13 protein-coding genes and 1 pseudogene are annotated in these 18,372 nt (G+C 34.7%); all 14 read right to left on the reverse strand.

Features of this window, described 5'->3' with window-relative positions; all coding sequences use genetic code 11:
• Window positions 1-171 precede the first annotated feature (171 nt).
• The 14 genes and pseudogenes from P5P87_RS01000 to P5P87_RS01065 all read right to left on the reverse strand — a co-directional run bounded on the left by P5P87_RS01000 (window position 172) and on the right by P5P87_RS01065 (window position 18,329).
• On the reverse strand, window positions 172-1,626 hold the full coding sequence (locus P5P87_RS01000; RefSeq protein WP_340696701.1) for a glycoside hydrolase family 2 TIM barrel-domain containing protein: 1,455 nt from the start codon (window positions 1,624-1,626) through the stop codon (window positions 172-174).
• Window positions 1,526-2,500 (reverse strand): glycoside hydrolase family 2 protein, encoded by a 975-nt coding sequence (locus P5P87_RS01005; RefSeq protein WP_278021208.1) that lies wholly within the window; start codon window positions 2,498-2,500, stop codon window positions 1,526-1,528. Before P5P87_RS01005 ends, P5P87_RS01000 begins: the two co-directional genes overlap by 101 nt.
• Before the next feature lie 154 nt (window positions 2,501-2,654).
• The gene (locus P5P87_RS01010) at window positions 2,655-3,848 is read right to left on the reverse strand and encodes a glycoside hydrolase family 88 protein (protein ID WP_278021209.1); all 1,194 of its coding nucleotides are present in this window, start codon (window positions 3,846-3,848) and stop codon (window positions 2,655-2,657) included.
• Between the two features lie 255 nt (window positions 3,849-4,103).
• Window positions 4,104-4,493, reverse strand: a complete 390-nt coding sequence (locus P5P87_RS01015; RefSeq protein ID WP_278021210.1) for a RagB/SusD family nutrient uptake outer membrane protein — start codon at window positions 4,491-4,493, stop codon at window positions 4,104-4,106.
• Window positions 4,480-5,625 (reverse strand): RagB/SusD family nutrient uptake outer membrane protein, encoded by a 1,146-nt coding sequence (locus P5P87_RS01020; RefSeq protein WP_278021211.1) that lies wholly within the window; start codon window positions 5,623-5,625, stop codon window positions 4,480-4,482. The genes P5P87_RS01015 and P5P87_RS01020 overlap by 14 nt, the downstream gene beginning before the upstream one ends.
• A 12-nt stretch (window positions 5,626-5,637) precedes the next feature.
• A complete protein-coding gene (locus P5P87_RS01025; RefSeq protein ID WP_278021212.1) occupies window positions 5,638-8,640 on the reverse strand; it encodes a SusC/RagA family TonB-linked outer membrane protein in 3,003 nt (1,000 codons plus the stop codon).
• A 216-nt stretch (window positions 8,641-8,856) separates the two neighbouring features.
• A complete protein-coding gene (locus P5P87_RS01030) occupies window positions 8,857-12,948 on the reverse strand; it encodes a two-component regulator propeller domain-containing protein (protein ID WP_278021213.1) in 4,092 nt (1,363 codons plus the stop codon).
• Between the two features lie 241 nt (window positions 12,949-13,189).
• Window positions 13,190-14,818, reverse strand: coding sequence for a hypothetical protein (locus tag P5P87_RS01035; RefSeq protein ID WP_278021214.1), 1,629 nt, complete (start codon window positions 14,816-14,818; stop codon window positions 13,190-13,192).
• 240 nt (window positions 14,819-15,058) lie between these two features.
• Window positions 15,059-16,245, reverse strand: a pseudogene (gene uxuA / locus P5P87_RS01040) (mannonate dehydratase).
• 78 nt (window positions 16,246-16,323) lie between these two features.
• Window positions 16,324-16,740, reverse strand: coding sequence for an SDR family oxidoreductase (locus tag P5P87_RS01045; RefSeq protein WP_278022843.1), 417 nt, complete (start codon window positions 16,738-16,740; stop codon window positions 16,324-16,326).
• Window positions 16,634-17,179: an SDR family NAD(P)-dependent oxidoreductase gene (locus tag P5P87_RS01050; protein ID WP_278021215.1), complete on the reverse strand. Its 546-nt coding sequence runs from the start codon at window positions 17,177-17,179 to the stop codon at window positions 16,634-16,636. Before P5P87_RS01050 ends, P5P87_RS01045 begins: the two co-directional genes overlap by 107 nt.
• A gap of 33 nt (window positions 17,180-17,212) precedes the next feature.
• Window positions 17,213-17,491, reverse strand: coding sequence for a beta/alpha barrel domain-containing protein (locus tag P5P87_RS01055; protein ID WP_278021216.1), 279 nt, complete (start codon window positions 17,489-17,491; stop codon window positions 17,213-17,215).
• Window positions 17,469-17,876, reverse strand: a complete 408-nt coding sequence (locus P5P87_RS01060) for a bifunctional 4-hydroxy-2-oxoglutarate aldolase/2-dehydro-3-deoxy-phosphogluconate aldolase (protein WP_278021217.1) — start codon at window positions 17,874-17,876, stop codon at window positions 17,469-17,471. The genes P5P87_RS01055 and P5P87_RS01060 overlap by 23 nt, the downstream gene beginning before the upstream one ends.
• 3 nt (window positions 17,877-17,879) lie before the next feature.
• Window positions 17,880-18,329: a NanQ anomerase/TabA/YiaL family protein gene (locus P5P87_RS01065; RefSeq protein ID WP_278021218.1), complete on the reverse strand. Its 450-nt coding sequence runs from the start codon at window positions 18,327-18,329 to the stop codon at window positions 17,880-17,882.
• Between the last annotated feature and the right edge of the window lie 43 nt (window positions 18,330-18,372).

An 18,372-nucleotide genomic window follows, 5' to 3' on the forward strand; every position in this document is an offset into this window, starting at 1 on the left:
TTTTTGGAATGAATACTTTATTTATAGCCACAGATTATAAGGATTAAAATGATTTTGTTTCACGCAGATTTAAAAAGATTTAAGCAGATCAAAATTAAATCTACTAAATCTGTAAAATCTGCGTGAAACAAAAAAACTTAGAATCTTAGTAGCTTAGCATCTTAGCAACTTTTATTCAACCGAAATCTTCAAATATTCTCCTTTAAAGCTCTGATTCAATGCTGTCATTTCGATCGGATTGCCAGAACCATCTGGAATTACTTCGATAGACGCTTTTCCATTTGCCATTCTGATGGATTCGCTTCCAGTTGGCGTTCCTTGATTTTTTAATGTTTTTCCTCCTTTTAAACATTGAAAATAAACACTTGCTTCATAATCTAAACAACGTAAATTATTATTATCAATAGCGATTGCAGTTACCAAATAATTTCCGTTTTTTAGTTTTTCTGATGACAATTGCAAAGAAACTGCCGTATCATTTTTATTGAAACGATAATTTACTTTTAGTGTATCAGAAACTGTTTTTCCATCTTTTGTTTTTCCAATAGCAATTAAAATATTTTCGCCTTTTGTAAAATTGACATCCCAAGTTAAACCATTTACAGGATAAAGAGCAAGATTTCGCTGTTTTTCTCCTAATGATTTTCCATTATGAGACAAAGTTACCTTATCGCAGTTGCTGAAAACGCTAATTGTTCGTGGTGTATTTTCAGGACCTTGACGTTCTGTCCAAGTATGCGATTCTATGTAAGCAAAAGGTTCTTTTGCCCAATAACTTTTAAAAACGTAATACGCATCTTTTGGAATTCCGTTTCTATCTGTAAGTCCTTTTTGATTCATGTACGGAATATCATCTTCTGGGCGTAACGGCGTTGCAAAATCCTTAAATGCCCATTGAACATTTCCCACAAACGTTGGATCATTCTCGGATATATGCAAATGCCAGTCAAACAAATCAACTATATAATTTTCGCTCCAATCGCCAATTTGAGCAATGTTTGCCACTTTGGTCTGAACAATGGCTTCTTCCCAACCTTCAGCTTTTATGATATTTTCTCCTGTTACAGGATTTTCGCTATGACGGCCAACATGGCTGTCTCCGCCATATTCGGCATGAATAAAATGCTTGTATTCTTTTTTATAAACATCAATTGCTTTCTGATAGCTTTTGTAGCTTCCAGAATACCAGCCTGACCAAATCGAAGGAGAGAATACATCTACAATATGCGAACCTTCATAATATTTTCTAATAGCCGTTTTTCTTGTTGGATCTAGTTGGTGTGCAATATCATTCAATTCGGTTAAAAACGCATTTGTTTTTTCTGCATTATCTCCGTCAGGAAAATCAGGAAGCCAGTTAATTTCATTTCCTAAAGACCAGATAATAATACTTGGGTGATTATAATTCTGATTGATGATTTCCGACAACATATTTTTGGTGTTAGTTTTCCAAGCATCATTTCCAATTCCGCCACGGCACCAAGGCAATTCATCCCAAACCAATAAACCTAATTCGTCGCAAGCTTTATAAATTTCTGGATCTTGCGGATAATGTGCTAAACGTACAAAATTGGCTCCCATTTCTTTTATCGATTTCATATCTGCCCAATGTTGTTCGTTTGTCATTGCAAGCACCAACTCCAGCTTGTTCTTCATGACGATGCGTTCCGCGAATTAACAGACGTTTTCCGTTAAGGTAAAAAGGCCCATGATCTTTAAACTCAAACCATCTAAAGCCTACTTTCTCTGAAACACTGTCTTTAATTTGATTTTTTTCTGATAAAACAGCAGAGAGTCTGTATAAATTAGGTTTTTCAGTATCCCAAAGTTCTGGATTTTTGATGTTTTCGAAAGTGATAGTCGAAGTTTTATCTGAAACCAAAACTGTTTTACTAGCTACTTTTTTCCCTTTCGGATTTTTTAAAGTTACCGTCAATGATAAATCTTTTGAATTATCAGGATTTACAAAAGAAGAAACAATTTGCACCGAAGCTTTTTTAGCAGAAACTTCAGGAGTGGTAATTTTTATATTTTCGATATGATTTTTATATTTCGAAACCAGCCAAACATCGCGCGTGATGCCTCCATAAATAAAAAAATCGCTTTTTTGAGACGGAATAACTTCGATATCGTAACTATTATCTACGCGAACAAAAATATCGTTGTTTCCTTCTTTAATTAATTTCGTAACATCGATAGAAAAACCAATATAACCGCCAATATGAGAACCCGCTTCTTTGCCGTTTACATAGACTTTAGTCGTTACGTTTGATCCTTCAAAATACAAGGAATAAACCTGATTTTGATCGATTTTAGAGATGTTGAGTTTCTTTTGATACCAACTTGCATCGCGGCGGTAACCGGGCATTAAATCGGTTGCATCTTCAGCATTCCAAGTATGAGGTAAATTTAGAGAAACCCAATTGGAGGCTTTTTGTGCTTCGTTGAGGTTTGGAGTATGATTTTCTAAATAAAGCCAATTGTCATTGATGTTTCTCATTGTCTGAGCAAAACTGCTCAGACAAATTTGAAACAAAACAAAAAGCGCAAAAATTGAAAAAGTTTTATTCGGTTTATTCATAGTTACAAAGGTTCATAGTTACAAAGGTTCAAAGGTTTTTTTGGCTCAAGGGTTCAAAGATTCAAAACCTTTGTTACTTTGAACCTTTGAGACTTTGCCTCTTTATTAATGCTTCCAAGAAATAATAATCGGCGTAAATTATTGGTTCATCAATTTCGTCGTGTTTTGGCCAGTTTCCAGTGCTGTGATCAAATAAGAAAGGCGCTTTAATTTGAGTATCCAAAATATATTTATCCGTTTGTACTGAAGCCATTACTTTATCGGCGAAAGCCAAATAACTTTTATTTTTGGTATAAGTATACAATTCGTATAACCCTGATGCCATAACCATTGCCGCAGAAACATCACGGGGAGCATTAGGAATACTTGGATCTTTAAAATCCCAATACGGAATTCCGTCTTCTGGAAGGTTTTTATTCGTCATAAAAAACTTTGCAGTCGCTTCGGCCTGTTTTAAATAAGCAGGATCTTTTGTGTAACGGTAAGACATAGTAAATCCGTAAACTGCCCAAGCTTGACCGCGTGCCCAAACCGAATCGTCGTTGTAACCTTGAAGCGTTGTTTTCTTTCTAACTTCGCCTGTTGTTGGGTTATAATCGATAACGTGATAACAGCTGTTATCTTCTCTAAACTGATTTTTTAAAGTTGTATTGGCATGTTGAATGGCAACATCGCGGTATTTTGGATTTCCTGATATTTTAGACGCTTCAAAAAGCAATTCTAAATTCATCATATTATCGATGATTACAGGATAATCCCAGATTTCTTTGTTGAAATCCCACGAACGAATCGATCCCACTTTTGGATTAAATCTTGTGCATAAAGTTTCTGCGCCTTTTACAATTACCGCTTCGTATTCTTTTTTGTTTTCCACTTTCAGCGCTTCTCCAAAACTGCAAAACACTTTAAAACCTACATCATGCGAATTACTATTGACACTTTCCTTTTTGCTGAAAGGAGTCCATTTTTGAGCTTGTTCTTTGTATTTTGAATCGCCTGTTAATCGGTACAATTGCCAAAGATTTCCAGCAAAAAAACCACTTGTCCAATCTCTAGACGGGACTTTACGAATTTCAAGCGTTTTGGTATTCATACTTCTTGGCATTGACATTGAATCGACCGGATAATCTAATAGCATTTTATAACGCGTTTCCAGTTTTTCAGTCGTTGCTGAAGTAGTTTTTGTTTGAGAATTAATCCCAGATTTGCATGCTGTTACCAGCGATGCAAACCCAAGAATTAAAGAAATGAAACTGACATTCTTCATAGTAAATATTTTGTAATCTTGATTTTTAGACTCGGATTGTACGGATTCGCTATCGCGAAGACATTGGTTTGCACGGATTTTTTTCTCTCGCAGATTTAGCAGATTTGGCTGATTTTTTACTTCACACAGATTTTTTAATTTAATCTGCTAAATCTGTAAGATCTGCGGGAAACCAATTATAAGTTAAGCAATAAAAAAATCCGTTTTATTCGTGTTTTTGCGATAGCAAACCAGTTTCATCCGCGTTCCATACTATTAATAACCAGGATTATTTGGTTTTAAATTCGGATTAATAGCCAATTCTGTTCCAGGCAATGGCCATAAATAATCTCGGTTTGGATCAAAATTAGCATGTGGTTCTAAACCATTTGGTCCAAATACTTCTGGTCCGATTTTTAATCTTTTTATATCATACCATCTTATATATTCAAAAGCCAATTCTAATCTTCTTTCGTCAATAACCATTTTTCTAAAATCGGTTTGAGAAAGTCCTGGAGTTACATTTGCTGGAAAAGAAACCAATTTCCCTGCTTTGTTTCTTGCTCTGGCACGAACTCGGTTTACATAACCATCAGCTTCTGTTGTTCCTGGATTAATCTCGTTTAAGGCTTCAGCAGCCGTCAATAAAACTTCAGCAAAACGCATTGTGATGTAATTGTGCTCGCGAAGTTCTTCCGTTGGCACCAGCTTTTCCAGGAAAACGGAAATACTTTGCAATATGCGGACGAGGCGCTTTCTCATTATCGCTTGAAGGATAAACTTGCAATGATCCGCCTGGACCGGTTTTCTTTCTGATAATCGTATCAAAACTTATGGCTCTTCTATAATCTCTCTGATCCCAAGTGTTGAATACTTTTAAAGATGGAACTGCAACCGAAAAACCTTGTCCGTAGCTGTAACTGTCATCTTTTAAAGATCCTGTAAAAAACGCCGTATAATCTTGACCGTAATTTCCTGATGTTAAGTTATTAAAATCAATTGTAAAAAGTGGCTCTTTTAATGAAGCTGTTTTTGTAGCGTTGAATAAATCCTGAAAATCGGCATCTAAACCTAAACCAAATTTTGCTTCGTTTGCAATTACATATTTCGCTTCATCATATGCTTTTTGGAAATTTCCTAAAGTCAAGTAAACAGAAGCTAAATATCCTGCAGCAGTACCTTTTCCGGGAACGGCTTTTACTTTTGGTTTATCATCTAACCACTGTTTTGCAAACTCTAAATCGGCAATGATTTTTGGATAAACATCTGCTTCTTTTGTTTTACTTAAAGAATTTACTTGCGATACATCATTCACAACAAAATCTACATACGGAATATCTCCAAAAAGGCGAACCAAATGATAATAAGCAAAAGCTCTTGCAAAATAAGCCTGAGCCACAATAGCGTTAACTTTTGCAGGATCTCCAGGTGTTTTTTTAGCACCTGCAATAGCCTGATTGGCAGCTGTAATAATCACATAAGATTGTGGCCAAAAATTTGCAACAAGCGCGTTTGTATCGTTCATAGACATGTCATTCACATCGATACGCGCTGCTTGAGTTGTTCTATCGCCAATATCGGCCATATCATCACGAAGCATAAGGGCAATTGTAAATTCTCTTCCCCAATAATTGTTGTGGGCAATATTAGCGAAAGCTCCATTTACAGCAGCCTGTAAATCGTCTGTATTATTGAAAAAGTTTTCTGGACGAATAATTCCTACTGGTTTTTCTTCTAGATCAGAACAGCTAAAAAAAGCAAGTGTTCCAAAGCAAAGAAGAGCTATATATTTTTTCATAGTTGTATTAGATTAAAATTTTAAATTGAATCCTGCTGTAAACGTTCTTACGTTTGGATATCCTCCGTAATCCAATCCTAAATAAGTATTACTTCTAGAGTTAGAGTCGTTTAAGTAATTTGTTTCAGGATCTGTTCCTGGATAATTGGTAATCGTCCAAATGTTTTGTGCACTGATGTAAAAACGAACTTTGCTTAATCCCATTTTTGAAACTACTTTTTCATCTAAACTATATCCAATAGAAATGTTTTTCAAACGGATATAACTTCCATCATAAACAAATCTTGAAGTAATTCTTTTTGTTCTAGCGGCATTTGCAGGAACATTTGTATCCGTATGAGTTGGTGTCCAAGCATCTAAAACTTCAGTTGTAGCATTATTGTTTCCAGAAGCCAACTCCATTAAAGTATAGTTTAAGATTTGACCTCCTTGCGAGCCTTGAAAGAAGATATTTAAATCAAGATTTTTGTATGTAAAATCGTTGTTGAATCCGAAGATGAAATCTGGATTTGGATTTCCGATAATTGTTTTATCCTGAGAATCTAACTTTCCGTCGCCATTTACATCTCTAAATTTTTCACCACCTGCAACAGTTTCAAAGTTTCCTGGCAGAACTGCTTCTCCTTGTTGAATTACACCATCATAAACAAATCCGAAGAAAGAACCAACAGGTTGTCCAACTCTTAAAATTTGAGATTCAGTTGCTAAGAAGTGTCCTGGAGCAGAATTGATTAAAAGATCTTTGTTATCTGCTAATTTCAACACTTTATTTTTATTCGAAGAAATATTAAAGTTTGTAGACCAAGTAAAATCTGCACCAATAAAGTTTCTAGTATTAATTCCTAATTCCCATCCTTTATTTTCTAATTCTCCTACGTTTTGAAGCTGAGAAGCAATTCCTGAAACTCCTGGCAGCGGTCTGTTGAATAACAAATCTTTAGTGATTGTTTTATAATAATCTGCTGTAATGCTGATTCGGTTATCAAATAAACCTAAATCAATTCCGTAATCCTGCTGATATGAAGTTTCCCATTTCAAGTTCGGATTATCCAAAGAAGTTAACTGAACTGCATTTGTAATTACATCGCCACTCACATAATAAATTTCAGAGAATCTAGAAAGAGTAGAGTAAGCACCAATCGATGGGTTTCCTGTAGCTCCGTAACTTGCTCTTAGTTTTAAATTGGAAACCGTTTTATTGTCTTTCAGAAAGTTTTCTTTACTAATGTTCCATCCAATTGCTCCAGAAGGAAAAGTTCCGTATTTGTAGTTTTTACTAAAGCTAGAAGAACCATCTCGTCTTGCGGTAAAGGTTAGTAAATATTTGTCGGCATAATCAAAATTCAACCTTCCGAAGGCAGAAATCAATTCTGTTTCAGATAAACCAGAATCAGGTTTTAAGAAAACAGTTCCAGCGCCTAAGTTTCTATACGAATTCGTATTTGTCAAAAATCCTCTTGAAGCGGCATACGAATTTTCGTTTTTATTTTTTTGGTATGAATATCCTCCAAGAACTGTCAGTATTCCTTTGTCGATAATTTCACGTTTGAAAGTCAGATAATTCTCTGTCAAGAAAGAAGAAAATCTAGTGTTATTGACAGAAGCTTCTCCCTTGATATTTTTTCCAGCAATTAAAGTAGAAGGAATAAATCTTCCTGTTTGCGAATTATTATCGGTTAAACCTAAAGTCGTTTTAAAATCAAGATCTTTAGTAATTTGATATTGAGCGAAGAAATTGCTTCGGTTTACGATAGAAACAGTTTCTAAAATATTTTCCATCGCAGTTGCGTACGGATTGTCGATATCGTCTCCAATTGGAGCAGTAGTAGTGTAAGTTCCATCAGCATTGTAAATTCCTTTATCTGGCATAAAACGGTAAGCAGAAGCAATTACACCCGCAGCACCCGTTCCTCCAGCACCTGTCTGGCTTACGATTCCTTCTTTGTTCTGTTTGCTTGTAAACGTGTTTAAACCCACTTTAAATTTTGGAGATAAATCGGCTTCAAGATTACCCACGATAGTATATTTATCAATTCCAGAATTAATTACAACTCCATTTTGGTTAAAATAAGTTCCCGAAACATAATATCTCACATTATCAGATCCGCCTGAGAAAGATAATTGCGTGTTCGAAATCATTCCTTCGCGATAGATAACATCTTGCCAATCTGTATTTGCAGGACCTTGCGTATGCGTAGTAAAACTTTTCCTGTAAGTCGCAAACTGGTCAGCGTTCAATAAATGCAATTTGTTATTTACAGATTGAATAGAAGTCGAGTTGCTAAACTCAATTACAGGTTTTCCTGCTTTTCCTTTTTTGGTTGTTACCATGATAACTCCATTTGATCCTCGAGATCCATAAATTGCTGTTGCCGAAGCATCTTTTAAAACTTCAATAGAAGCAATATCTTGAGGTGCTGGCATAGAAACACCTGCAAAACCATCAACAACAATTAAAGCGTCTCCACTCGCATTGATTGAAGTTCCTCCACGAACTCTGATTTTTGTTGGAGCTCCAGGTTCGCCACCATTATTAGACATTACCGAAACACCCGCAGCACGGCCTTGTAAAGCTTGTTCTGCATTTAAAACAGGATAAGCCGTCAACTCTTTTGCCGTTACAGAAGATACAGATCCTGTAATATCACTCTTTTTACGTGTACCATAACCAACAACAATAACCTCGTCAAGGGCTTTTGTATCTGGTTTTAAACTTACATTGATAACATTTTTGGTTCCAACCGGAACTTCAACAGTTTGAAATCCGACGAAATTAAAAACTAAAACAGCATTTTTCTCTCCTACAATTACAGTATAATTTCCGTCCATATCGGCAGAAGCGCCAACAGAGGAATTTTTAATATAGACATTGGCACCAGGAAGCCCGAGCAAATCTTCGCTGGAAGTAATTTTTCCAGTTACTTTTCGTTCCTGTGCGTGCATCACGATATTTACCAGTAAAAAAGATACCAGTAAACACCATTTAAACGATTTGTTTTTGTGGTTTGTAAACATTCATTTTTTGGTTTTAAGGTTAATAAGTTAGATAAAGTAGAAAAGCAATAAACTCATTCCGATTATGATAATGACAAACAAAATTTGGAGTAAAAGGAAGCTTGTTTTTTTGATTTTCATATCGCAAATGTAGAAGCCAAAAAAGAAATAGAAATACAAAAAAGGGTATCTAAAAATACAGATACCCTTTTTTAAGCCTTTAAAAACGCGGATTGTTTAAAAAACTGTCGAAGATTTGTAAAATTTGTCGGCGTATTGAGATGGAGTCTCGCCGTACTTTTTCTGAAAGCATTTGCTAAAGTATTTCGGATTGTTGAAACCGACTTTATAACTGATTTCTGAAACGGTTAATTTGTTTTGTTCTAATAATTGAGATGCACGTTTTAATCTGATTTCGTGAATGAATTCATTTGGCGTGCAATTGGTCCAAGCTTTAATTTTTAAAAATAACATTGTTCGGCTGACACCCAATTCTGAACAGAAAAACGGAATATCAAATTGTTCGTTTGAAATGTTTTCTTCCACAATTTTGAATGCTTTTTTCAATAATTCTTCATCCAAAGAAGAAACCGTTATTTCTGACGGAATAAAACTGTCTTCGCTTGAAAATTTGATTCGTAAACGTTCTGTTGTATTCAAAAGATTTTTAACGCGAAGCCTGAACTCCATTAAGTTGAAAGGTTTACTGATATAATCATCTGCACCGCTTTCTAATCCTTCAAATTTGTAAACCAATGAAGACCTAGAAGTCAGCAGAATGACTGGAATGTGGCTCGTTTTTATGTTTTCTTTGATTTTCGAACAAAGCTCAGTTCCAACCATTTCAGGCATAATGACATCGCTGATAATCAAATTCGGAACAAATTTTAAAGCTTTTTCAAAAGCGATTTTACCATTTTCGGCTTCAATAATGTTGTAGTCTTTTTTGAGAAGATTTTTCATGAACTTTCTCAAAACCTTATGATCTTCAACAATTAAAATGGTCTGTTTTTCTTCGTTTACAATTAAATCTTCAATATCTTCATTTTCAATAATTTCTGAAGTTTCTAATTGAGCCGAATATTGTTCAATATCGTCACTGATTTTAAAATCAGAAATAATTTCGCTGTCTAAAAGATGTTCGCGACCAAGAGGTAAAGTCACTTTAAAAATAACGCCACCTGTGGTTTTGTTCATAACATCGATTTTTCCTTTATGTAATTCTACAATATTTTTTACAATCGAAAGTCCAATTCCAGTTCCTTTATTGTAGTTTTTCTGAACTTGATTGTGCATTGGAATTTCAAAAAACAAGTCGAAAATCTTATCAATATGTTCTTCAGCAATTCCTACGCCCGAATCTTCGACCGCAATAAACAGATTCTGCTGATCGTGATTGATTGTAACTTTGATCGAGCCGCCTTTTGGAGTATATCTAAAAGCATTCGAAATTAAATTATAAAATACGCGTTCGAGTTTGTAACGGTCAAAATACACTAGAATTTCTTCATTTTCAGTTTCAAACGTGTAATCGTAGCCGCCGTCTTTGGCATATTCAATAAACGATAAAAAGATTTCTTTGGTAAATTTTACAATGTTTCCGTTTGCAGATTCTAGCGTAACTTGATGATTTTCCAGCTTTCTAAAATCCATTAAACGATTGATCAAACTTAGAAGATGATTTGCACTTCCTTCAATAACCAGAAGCTTTTTATACATTTCATTAGTTCCGTTATAATCGGCTAGAATTTGTTGTAAAGGACCTAAAATCAAAGTTAAAGGTGTTCTAAATTCATGCGAAATATTGGTAAAGAAATCTAGTTTTAATTTATTGTTTTCTTCAATTCGCTGCGTTTCTAGATATTCCAGTTCCAATTTTTGCTTCAGTCTCGCTTTCGATTTCATAATCCAAATCAAACCGTACAAACCCAAACCAATTACGATTCCGTATAATGAAAATGCCCAAATGCTGCGCCACGGAGCAGGATTTACAATAACCGTTAAAGTTGTTGGAGTTTGGTTCCAAACGCCGTCATTGTTAGCGCCACGAACTTCAAAAGTATAAGTTCCTGGATTCTGAATCGCAAAATTGGCCTCGCTGTTTTTGGTTGTTGTCCAGTTGTTTTCCAAACCAACCAAACGATAACTGTATTGATTGTTTTTGGATCGAATGTAATTTGGAATCGCAAAACTGATAGAAAAATTAGCCTTGTCATAATCCAAAGTAATGTTTTTGGTAAAACCAATGCTTTGGTCTAAAATTCCGTCTTTGTCATGCGCATTTACCGTTTCGTTTTTAATTTTCAAATCGGTAATTAAAACCTGTGGCGCATAATTATTTAAGGAAATTTTTGTGGCATCGAAAAAGGTTGCACCTGACGGACTTCCAAAATAAAACTGATTAGATCCTAATTTTAAAGCCGAATTATCGTTGAATTCATTACTCGCCAAACCATCTTTCTGATCATAAATGACAATTGCTTTTTTAATTGTATTGTACTTTATAATTCCTTGATTGGTACTGATCCATAAGTTTTTATCGTCATCTTCTAAAATCGAATGAATGGAAGTAATGACCGTATTTCCAATTCTGAGATTGATTCTAGTGAATTTTTTTCCATCAAAAACATGAAGACCTTTGGCTTTTGTTCCCACCCAAATTTTGTTTTGAGAATCTTCAAACAAAGTCAAAATATCATCGCCCGACAAAGCCGAATGATCATAAAAAAAATGCTGTATTTGGTATTTATTCGGATCAAAATTTCGAAGCGAAATGCGATTTAAACCATTTTGTGTTCCAAGCCAGATTGAATTTTGTTTGTCGATTAAAATACTGCGAACCATGTTATTGGTTAGAAAAACGGGTTTAGAAGTATCATTTCCAATAATTTGAAAGGTTCTATCTAATGTATTATAACGAATTAAACCTTTGCCAAAAGTTCCAATCCATAAGATTTTGTTTTCAGCTTTAAGCGAATAAACGCCGCTTTCTTTTAATAAATCGGTTAGATCTGTTGCGATTCTGTTGTCTTCAATTTTTTTAGAAATAGTATTGTAAGCTGATAATCCTTTAGAAAAAGTTCCAATCCATAAAATATTATCGTCTGCCAAACACATGGCTTTGATATCATTTTTATGAGTTTGTCCAGTTTTGCTATTAATGTAACTTACAGTTTCGGTATTTTTATTATAAATCGTGATTCCGCCACCTTCAGTTCCAAAATAAATGTTCCCGTTTTTGTCTGCAATAATCGAACTCACCACATCAAAACTCATCGGAATCTTTTTTGAATTCTGATTGTAATTAGAGAAATTGACATTTGAAACATCCCAAAGATTTACTCCTTTATAATAACAGCCAATCCAAATAGAACCTTTTTTATCCATAAAAACCGACTTTACTTTGTCGATTCCGTTGCTGTTATTGGTATTGTTGATTTTTTGAAGACTCTTATCTTGACCTAAGATATAAATTCCGTCATAAGCTCCAATCCATAAAGAACCTTGATTGTCAATTAGTAAAGAGCGAATGTCGCTATTAATTTCTCGATATTTTTCTGTTGGTAAAAACGAAACAAAAGCTTTTTCTTTTTGATCGAATTTTAGAAGACCTTTGTTTTTTGTTCCAATCCATAAACTGCCATCTTTGTCTTCAATTACCGATTGTACATTTAACAAATCAGTCGAATTTAAAGGATAATTTTTGAAAGTTAATTTGCCATTTTTTCTACTTGTCAATTGACACAACCCTTTCGTTGTTCCAATCCAAATTTCGCCTTTTTTGGTTTTTAAAATGCTCAAAATATTATTGCTCGGAAGGGTAGAAGCATCATCATCTGAATGGAAAACAGAAGAAAATAATCCTGTTTTTTTATTGTAAATCGTTAATCCTTTTGAAGTTCCAAACCACATTTCTCCGCCAATTTCTCTCATGCTCCAAACGGCATTATTGCTAATGGTATGATTGGCTTTGGTATGAAGATATCTCGTGAAACGATTTGAAATAGGATCATAACAATTTAATCCATTGTAAGTTCCGACCCAGATTTTTCCTGAATTGTCTTCTTCAATTGCTAATATATCATTGTTGCTAATCGAATATTTATCAGCAGTATCATTTCTGAAAATGGTAAATCGGCTTCCATCATATTTGTTTAAACCATCGCGTGTTCCGAACCACATCTGCCCAAATTTATCCTGATGAATGGCAATGACAGAACTCTGCGAAAGTCCATCGGTGGTAGAGAAATTTTTAAGGCGGTATTTATTTTGGGAAAACAGGTTTCCTGAAATAAAAAGCAAAACCAGAAAGACTATTTTGTATTTCATAGCGGTTAATTTTTTAGGTTCAAAGTTGCAAAGGAGCAGAGGTTCAAAGTTTTTCTCATTTTTGTCATTTCGACGAAGGAGAAATCTCCACGAGTAACTCTACAAAGATTGACGAAGTTCTATACGGAGCTACTTACGAAGATTTCTCCTTCGTCGAAATGACAAACTATACTTAATATTATTAAAAATGAACTCATAAAGCTTTGCTTTTTAGCGACTTTGCGAGATTAAAAAAAGAACTTTACTTCAATCTCTTTTTTAATTGATAATCGTAAATAGACGGAATTTTTTCAATTGGCGTATTTAAAAATTCAATATAAGGATCAATGTCGTATTTGATTTCAAATTTCGTATTGCCGTGAACACCAATAATTCTGGCTAAAGCACCATCTTTCATCCCGTACAATAAAACAGTTTTCGATGGATCTGGATTTTCAACTTGAACATTTAGATTCCAAAACGTACTGAAAGGCCCGTGTGAAGGTTTCCAGTAATCGGCTCCACCGCCGCCAAATAAAGCGTAACTATTGTTTTTATCGGCTTTTAAATGAACCGTAATATTGTCAAATAGATTTTGATGATTTGCCCCAGAATGCTGATCTAAAACAGGATCTGTAAAAATTTCACAGTTCTGATATACGTTTTTTGTTGCAAATGTGTTGAAACTTAAAGGATGAACAGCAGAATTATAGATTTTTAGATCTTTAACCAAAACATTATGAACGCCGCCTAAAGTTACCGTATAATGAGCCAAATGCGGTCCGTCGGTTGTAACATCTTGAATGGTTACATTAGAAACTTCTTCGGCTAAAATACCGCTGTCTGCATTGGTGATTTTGATATCTTTAACCCAACTATTAAAAAGACGAGTTAAGAAAATCCCGTTATTACCAGGTTCTACGTGATGTGCGACTCTCGGAATATCAGGAAAAGTAAAACGAAGATGTTCGATTCCAACTTCATTTAAATGTTTCCATTCTACTAATTGCGCCTGATAACTTGTTTTTATTGAAATAGTTAAAGGCGTTTTTAAAGTGATTTTAGAACCAGAAATTTTAGCAATTTCAACCTGCTGTCTTACAATGGGAAGTTTTGGAAATTTCCAATGATGCGAACCAGGTTTTACTTTGGCGCCTTGATATAAATCTTTGATGATTTCGCCGTTTTCGCCATCTTTATTAAACAATTGCAATTCGACAACATCACCAACTTTTAAACCTTTTACGTCAGAAACCGAAATAACATGTTCGCCCATTTTTCCCGAATTGACTTTCGCCAACGGATTAGACTCTGGTTCGTATTTGTCTAAATATGATTTTACGCGTTCGCCCGGAACCTGTGTCCAGATAAATCCTCCGGACCAAGCGTATTGAGAAAAAGGTAAATCAATATTATTTTCTGGTTCACGTTGTCTTTTATCAAAAGTGGTTAAGTATTCGCGAAGTTCAACCAAAACTTCAGAATCTTTAAGATACATCATTGGTCTTGGGCAGTAAATCTCAGTTCCGTTTTCGTTTGAACCTGCGCCTCGAAGTACAAAATTGCTTCTTTCGATATACAAAATATCGCTTAGAATAATTCGTCCGGCAGGCAATTGCAGAATTACATCTCCTTCAACGGCATTTGCCGCTTTAAAAGCTTTTAAGAGTGCTTTTGAATCGTCTAGATTATCATTTGCTTTTACACCAAAATCAGTAGCATTAATTACTTTTCCATTAGTTTCAGGAATTTGGCTTTCGCCGAAATGATATCCAGCATAACTAAAATCAGGAAGATAGTTGGTTTTGGAAGTAATGATTTTAGGTAATTCCTGCGCCAGTAAAGTATTCATGAAAAGACCGCAGGATATAAGAATGGTTTGGCGGATCATGGTTTTGTGGTTGTTTGTGGTTAGTTAGTTTTTTTTTGTTTTGCCGCTAAGGCACTAAGGCTCTAAGTTTTTTTAGCCACAGATTAAAAGGATTAAAAAGATTTTTTTTACACAGATTTGGCAGATTATAGCAGATTTTATTATGTATAAATTATCTGCGTTCATCTGCCTAAATTTTTTTAAATCTGCGTGAAACATAAAAAAAACCTCGTGTCTTAGTGCCTTCGCAAAGCAAACAAATTATAAAGATCGTTTGATCCCTAATTCAAGTCCTCGCAATTCTGCCAAGCCTCTTAAACGGCCAATTGCAGAATATCCCGGATTTGTTTTTTTCTTTAAATCATCCAACATTTGATGTCCGTGATCTGGACGCATTGGTAATTGGCTATTATTTCTTTTTTCAACTTCCAGAATTGCTTTTACAACTTCGTACATGTCAACGTCGCCTTCTAGATGATTTGCTTCGTAGAAACTTCCTTCTTCGTCGCGTTGTGTGCTTCTTAAATGAATGAAATTCATTTTATCGCCATGACGTCTTACAATTCCAGGTAAATCATTATCAGCACGAACCCCATAAGAACCTGTACACATGGTAAATCCGTTTGATGGAGAAGGAGCAAGCTGTTCATTAATTCGATCAAATCTTCTTCTGTACTTACGACTCTCGGTAAACCTAAAATTGGATAAGGAGGATCGTCTGGGTGAATTGCCATTACAACACCTTTGCTTTCTGCAACTGGAATAATTTCTTTTAAAAAGTGAAAAAGATTATTTTTTAAAGCTTGTCTGTCAATATGATTATAAGCACTTAAAGTAACCAAGAAATCTTCAACAGAATAAGCTTCTTCAGCACCAGGAAGTCCAGCCAAAATGTTCTGTCGCAATTTAACTTTGTCTTCTGAAGTCATGGCTTCAAAATAGCTTTTTGCTTTTTGTTTTTGTTCTTCAGAATATTCATTTTCTGCTCCTGGTCTTTTTAAAATATGCAATTCAAAAGCCGCAAAAGCATTAATGTCAAAACGCAAAGCTTTTGAACCGTCTTCAACCGTATAAGACAAATCTGTTCTTGACCAGTCTAAAACAGGCATGAAATTATAACAAACACATTTAATACCGCATAAAGCTAAATTGCGAATGCTTTCTTTATAATTTTCAATGTATTGCAGGTAATTTCCAGTTTGTTTTTTAATGTCTTCGTGAACAGGAATACTTTCTACAACCGACCAAGTTAATCCAGAAGCGCCTTTTTTAGGATCTCCGTTTTCGTGCTCAATTTCAACTTTTCGTTTAATGATTTCATCAATGCTCCAAACTTGCCCGTTCGGAATATGGTGTAAAGCCGTTACAATTCCAGTTGCTCCAGTTTGTTTGATGTCTTGTAAAGAAACAGGATCATTTGGTCCGAACCATCTTAATGTTTGTTCCATGTTTTATATTTTTTATTTCCTACAAGGTTTTTAAAACCTTGTAGGTATTTTTAATTTATAATAATCTACAATTTAAACCTACAAGGTTTTAAAAACCTTGCAGGAGAGAGGTTGATATTTTAAATACTCGTTGCAAGCAAATCCGCCGTCTACTTTTAATGTAATTCCTGTTACGAATTTCGACATGTCGCCGCATAAAAATAAAAGCGCGCCGTCAATATCTTCCGGAGTTCCAAATCTTCCCATTGGGGTATGATCGATGATTTTTTCGCCTCTTGGCGTTAGTTTCCCTTCTGGAGTAAGCAATAAAGCGCGATTTTGTTCTCCAATGAAAAAGCCTGGAGAAATTGCATTTACACGAATTCCTTCGCCGTATTTTTGAGCCAATTCAACCGCCATCCATTGTGTAAAGTTGTCGATTGCCGCTTTTGAAGCAGAATAACCCACAACTCTCGTTAAAGGCCTTTGTGCCGAAGCAGAAGAAATGTTGATAATATTTCCTGATTTCTGTTTCGCAAAAAGTGCGAAGAAAGACCTGAGAAGGAAGCATAGTTCCAATAATATTCAAATCGATTACTTTTTGCAAATCATCGCTTTTCATATCATAAATAGCTTGATCTGGCTGAATCGTTGCACCTGGCATATTTCCGCCAGCGGCGTTAATCAAGATATCAAGACGTCCGTATTTTTCAACGATAAAATCTTTAATTTTTTCTAATTCTTCTTTATTTAAAACATTGGCCTGAACCGCAAAACCTTTTCCGCCATTTGCTTCGATCGCTTTTACAGTGCTTTCAGCTTTTTCAAGTGACTGAGAAACGATTCCAACAATAACGCCTTGTTTTGCTAATACATTTGCAAAATTGCTTCCTAAAACTCCGGCACCTCCCGTAATCAGTGCAATTTTTCCTTCTAAGTTGAATATTGAATTCATGTAATTTTTATAATTGATTATTTTTTTGACTTCTTAACTTCTAATCGTTGCAATCAAATCTAAAACCCTTTTCGTTTCTTTTTCGATTGTTTCGTAAGCATCAAATTGCATTACTTCTTTACTGATTAATTTGCTTCCCATTCCAACCGCAGAAACTCCAGCATTAAACCAAGTTTCAATACTTTGTCTTGTGGTGTCAACACCGCCTGTAGGCATGAAAATTAAATCTGGAAAAATGTTCTTAATACCGCTCATAAAATCTGGTCCTAAGATATTTCCAGGAAAAAGTTTAATGAATTTTACAACCGGCATTTTCAGCAAGAATAATTTCAGTTGGAGTCATACAGCCTGGAGCATAGAGAACATCTTTTGGAATTAAAAATGAAGCGACTTCAGGAACAAATCCTGGACTTATAAAAAAATCTGCACCAGTTAAATAATAAGTTTCTGCTTGCACTAAATTTTTGATCGTACCAATTCCAAGAAGCATTTCTGGCATTTCAGCATTTCTTACTTCAACCATTTTTTTGAAGTTTGAAAGCGCTTCTGGGCCACGGCTTGTATATTCAACTGCTCTAATACCGATATTATATAATGTTCTTAAAACAGAAATGCTTTTATTTTCGTCGGCATTGAAATACAACGGAAGCATTCCTTGTTTGATTATGGCATCGATAGAATTCTGAATTGTACTCATAAGCTATATTTTTACTTTAATAACAATCTTTTTCAACGTTCCTTCGCCAATCATTGCAGTGTGAACATCTTCTGGAAACAAGATTGCAAATTGTTTTTCCTGCATTTCAAAAAAGGTATCTGGTGCATCATGAAAAAATCGAACATCTCTTTCGTCACTATATTCACCATTCGGATTCACACATTTTTCTCTTGGTTTCCATGCAAAAGTTTCTGGTTCTTTAATCGAAATCTGGATATCGATGTTTTTATCATGACATTCAAAACCTTTAACTGCTTCTTCTTTTGTATTTCCTTGTCCGACAATTACAATTAGTTTTAAACCTTCGCCAATTTCAAAAGCACCTTCTTCAAGATTGGCAATGTCATTTTGATTTACATAATCAAATGCTTTCTTGAAATTTGGATGTAAACCATAGTATTTCTGAGCATTATGTAATGAATCTAGTATCATTTTAGTCGTTTTATTTTTGTTTTTTGATGTTATGTGTATATTT

This window comes from Flavobacterium ginsengisoli, from assembly GCF_029625315.1.
Taxonomy (GTDB): Bacteria; Bacteroidota; Bacteroidia; order Flavobacteriales; family Flavobacteriaceae; genus Flavobacterium; species Flavobacterium ginsengisoli.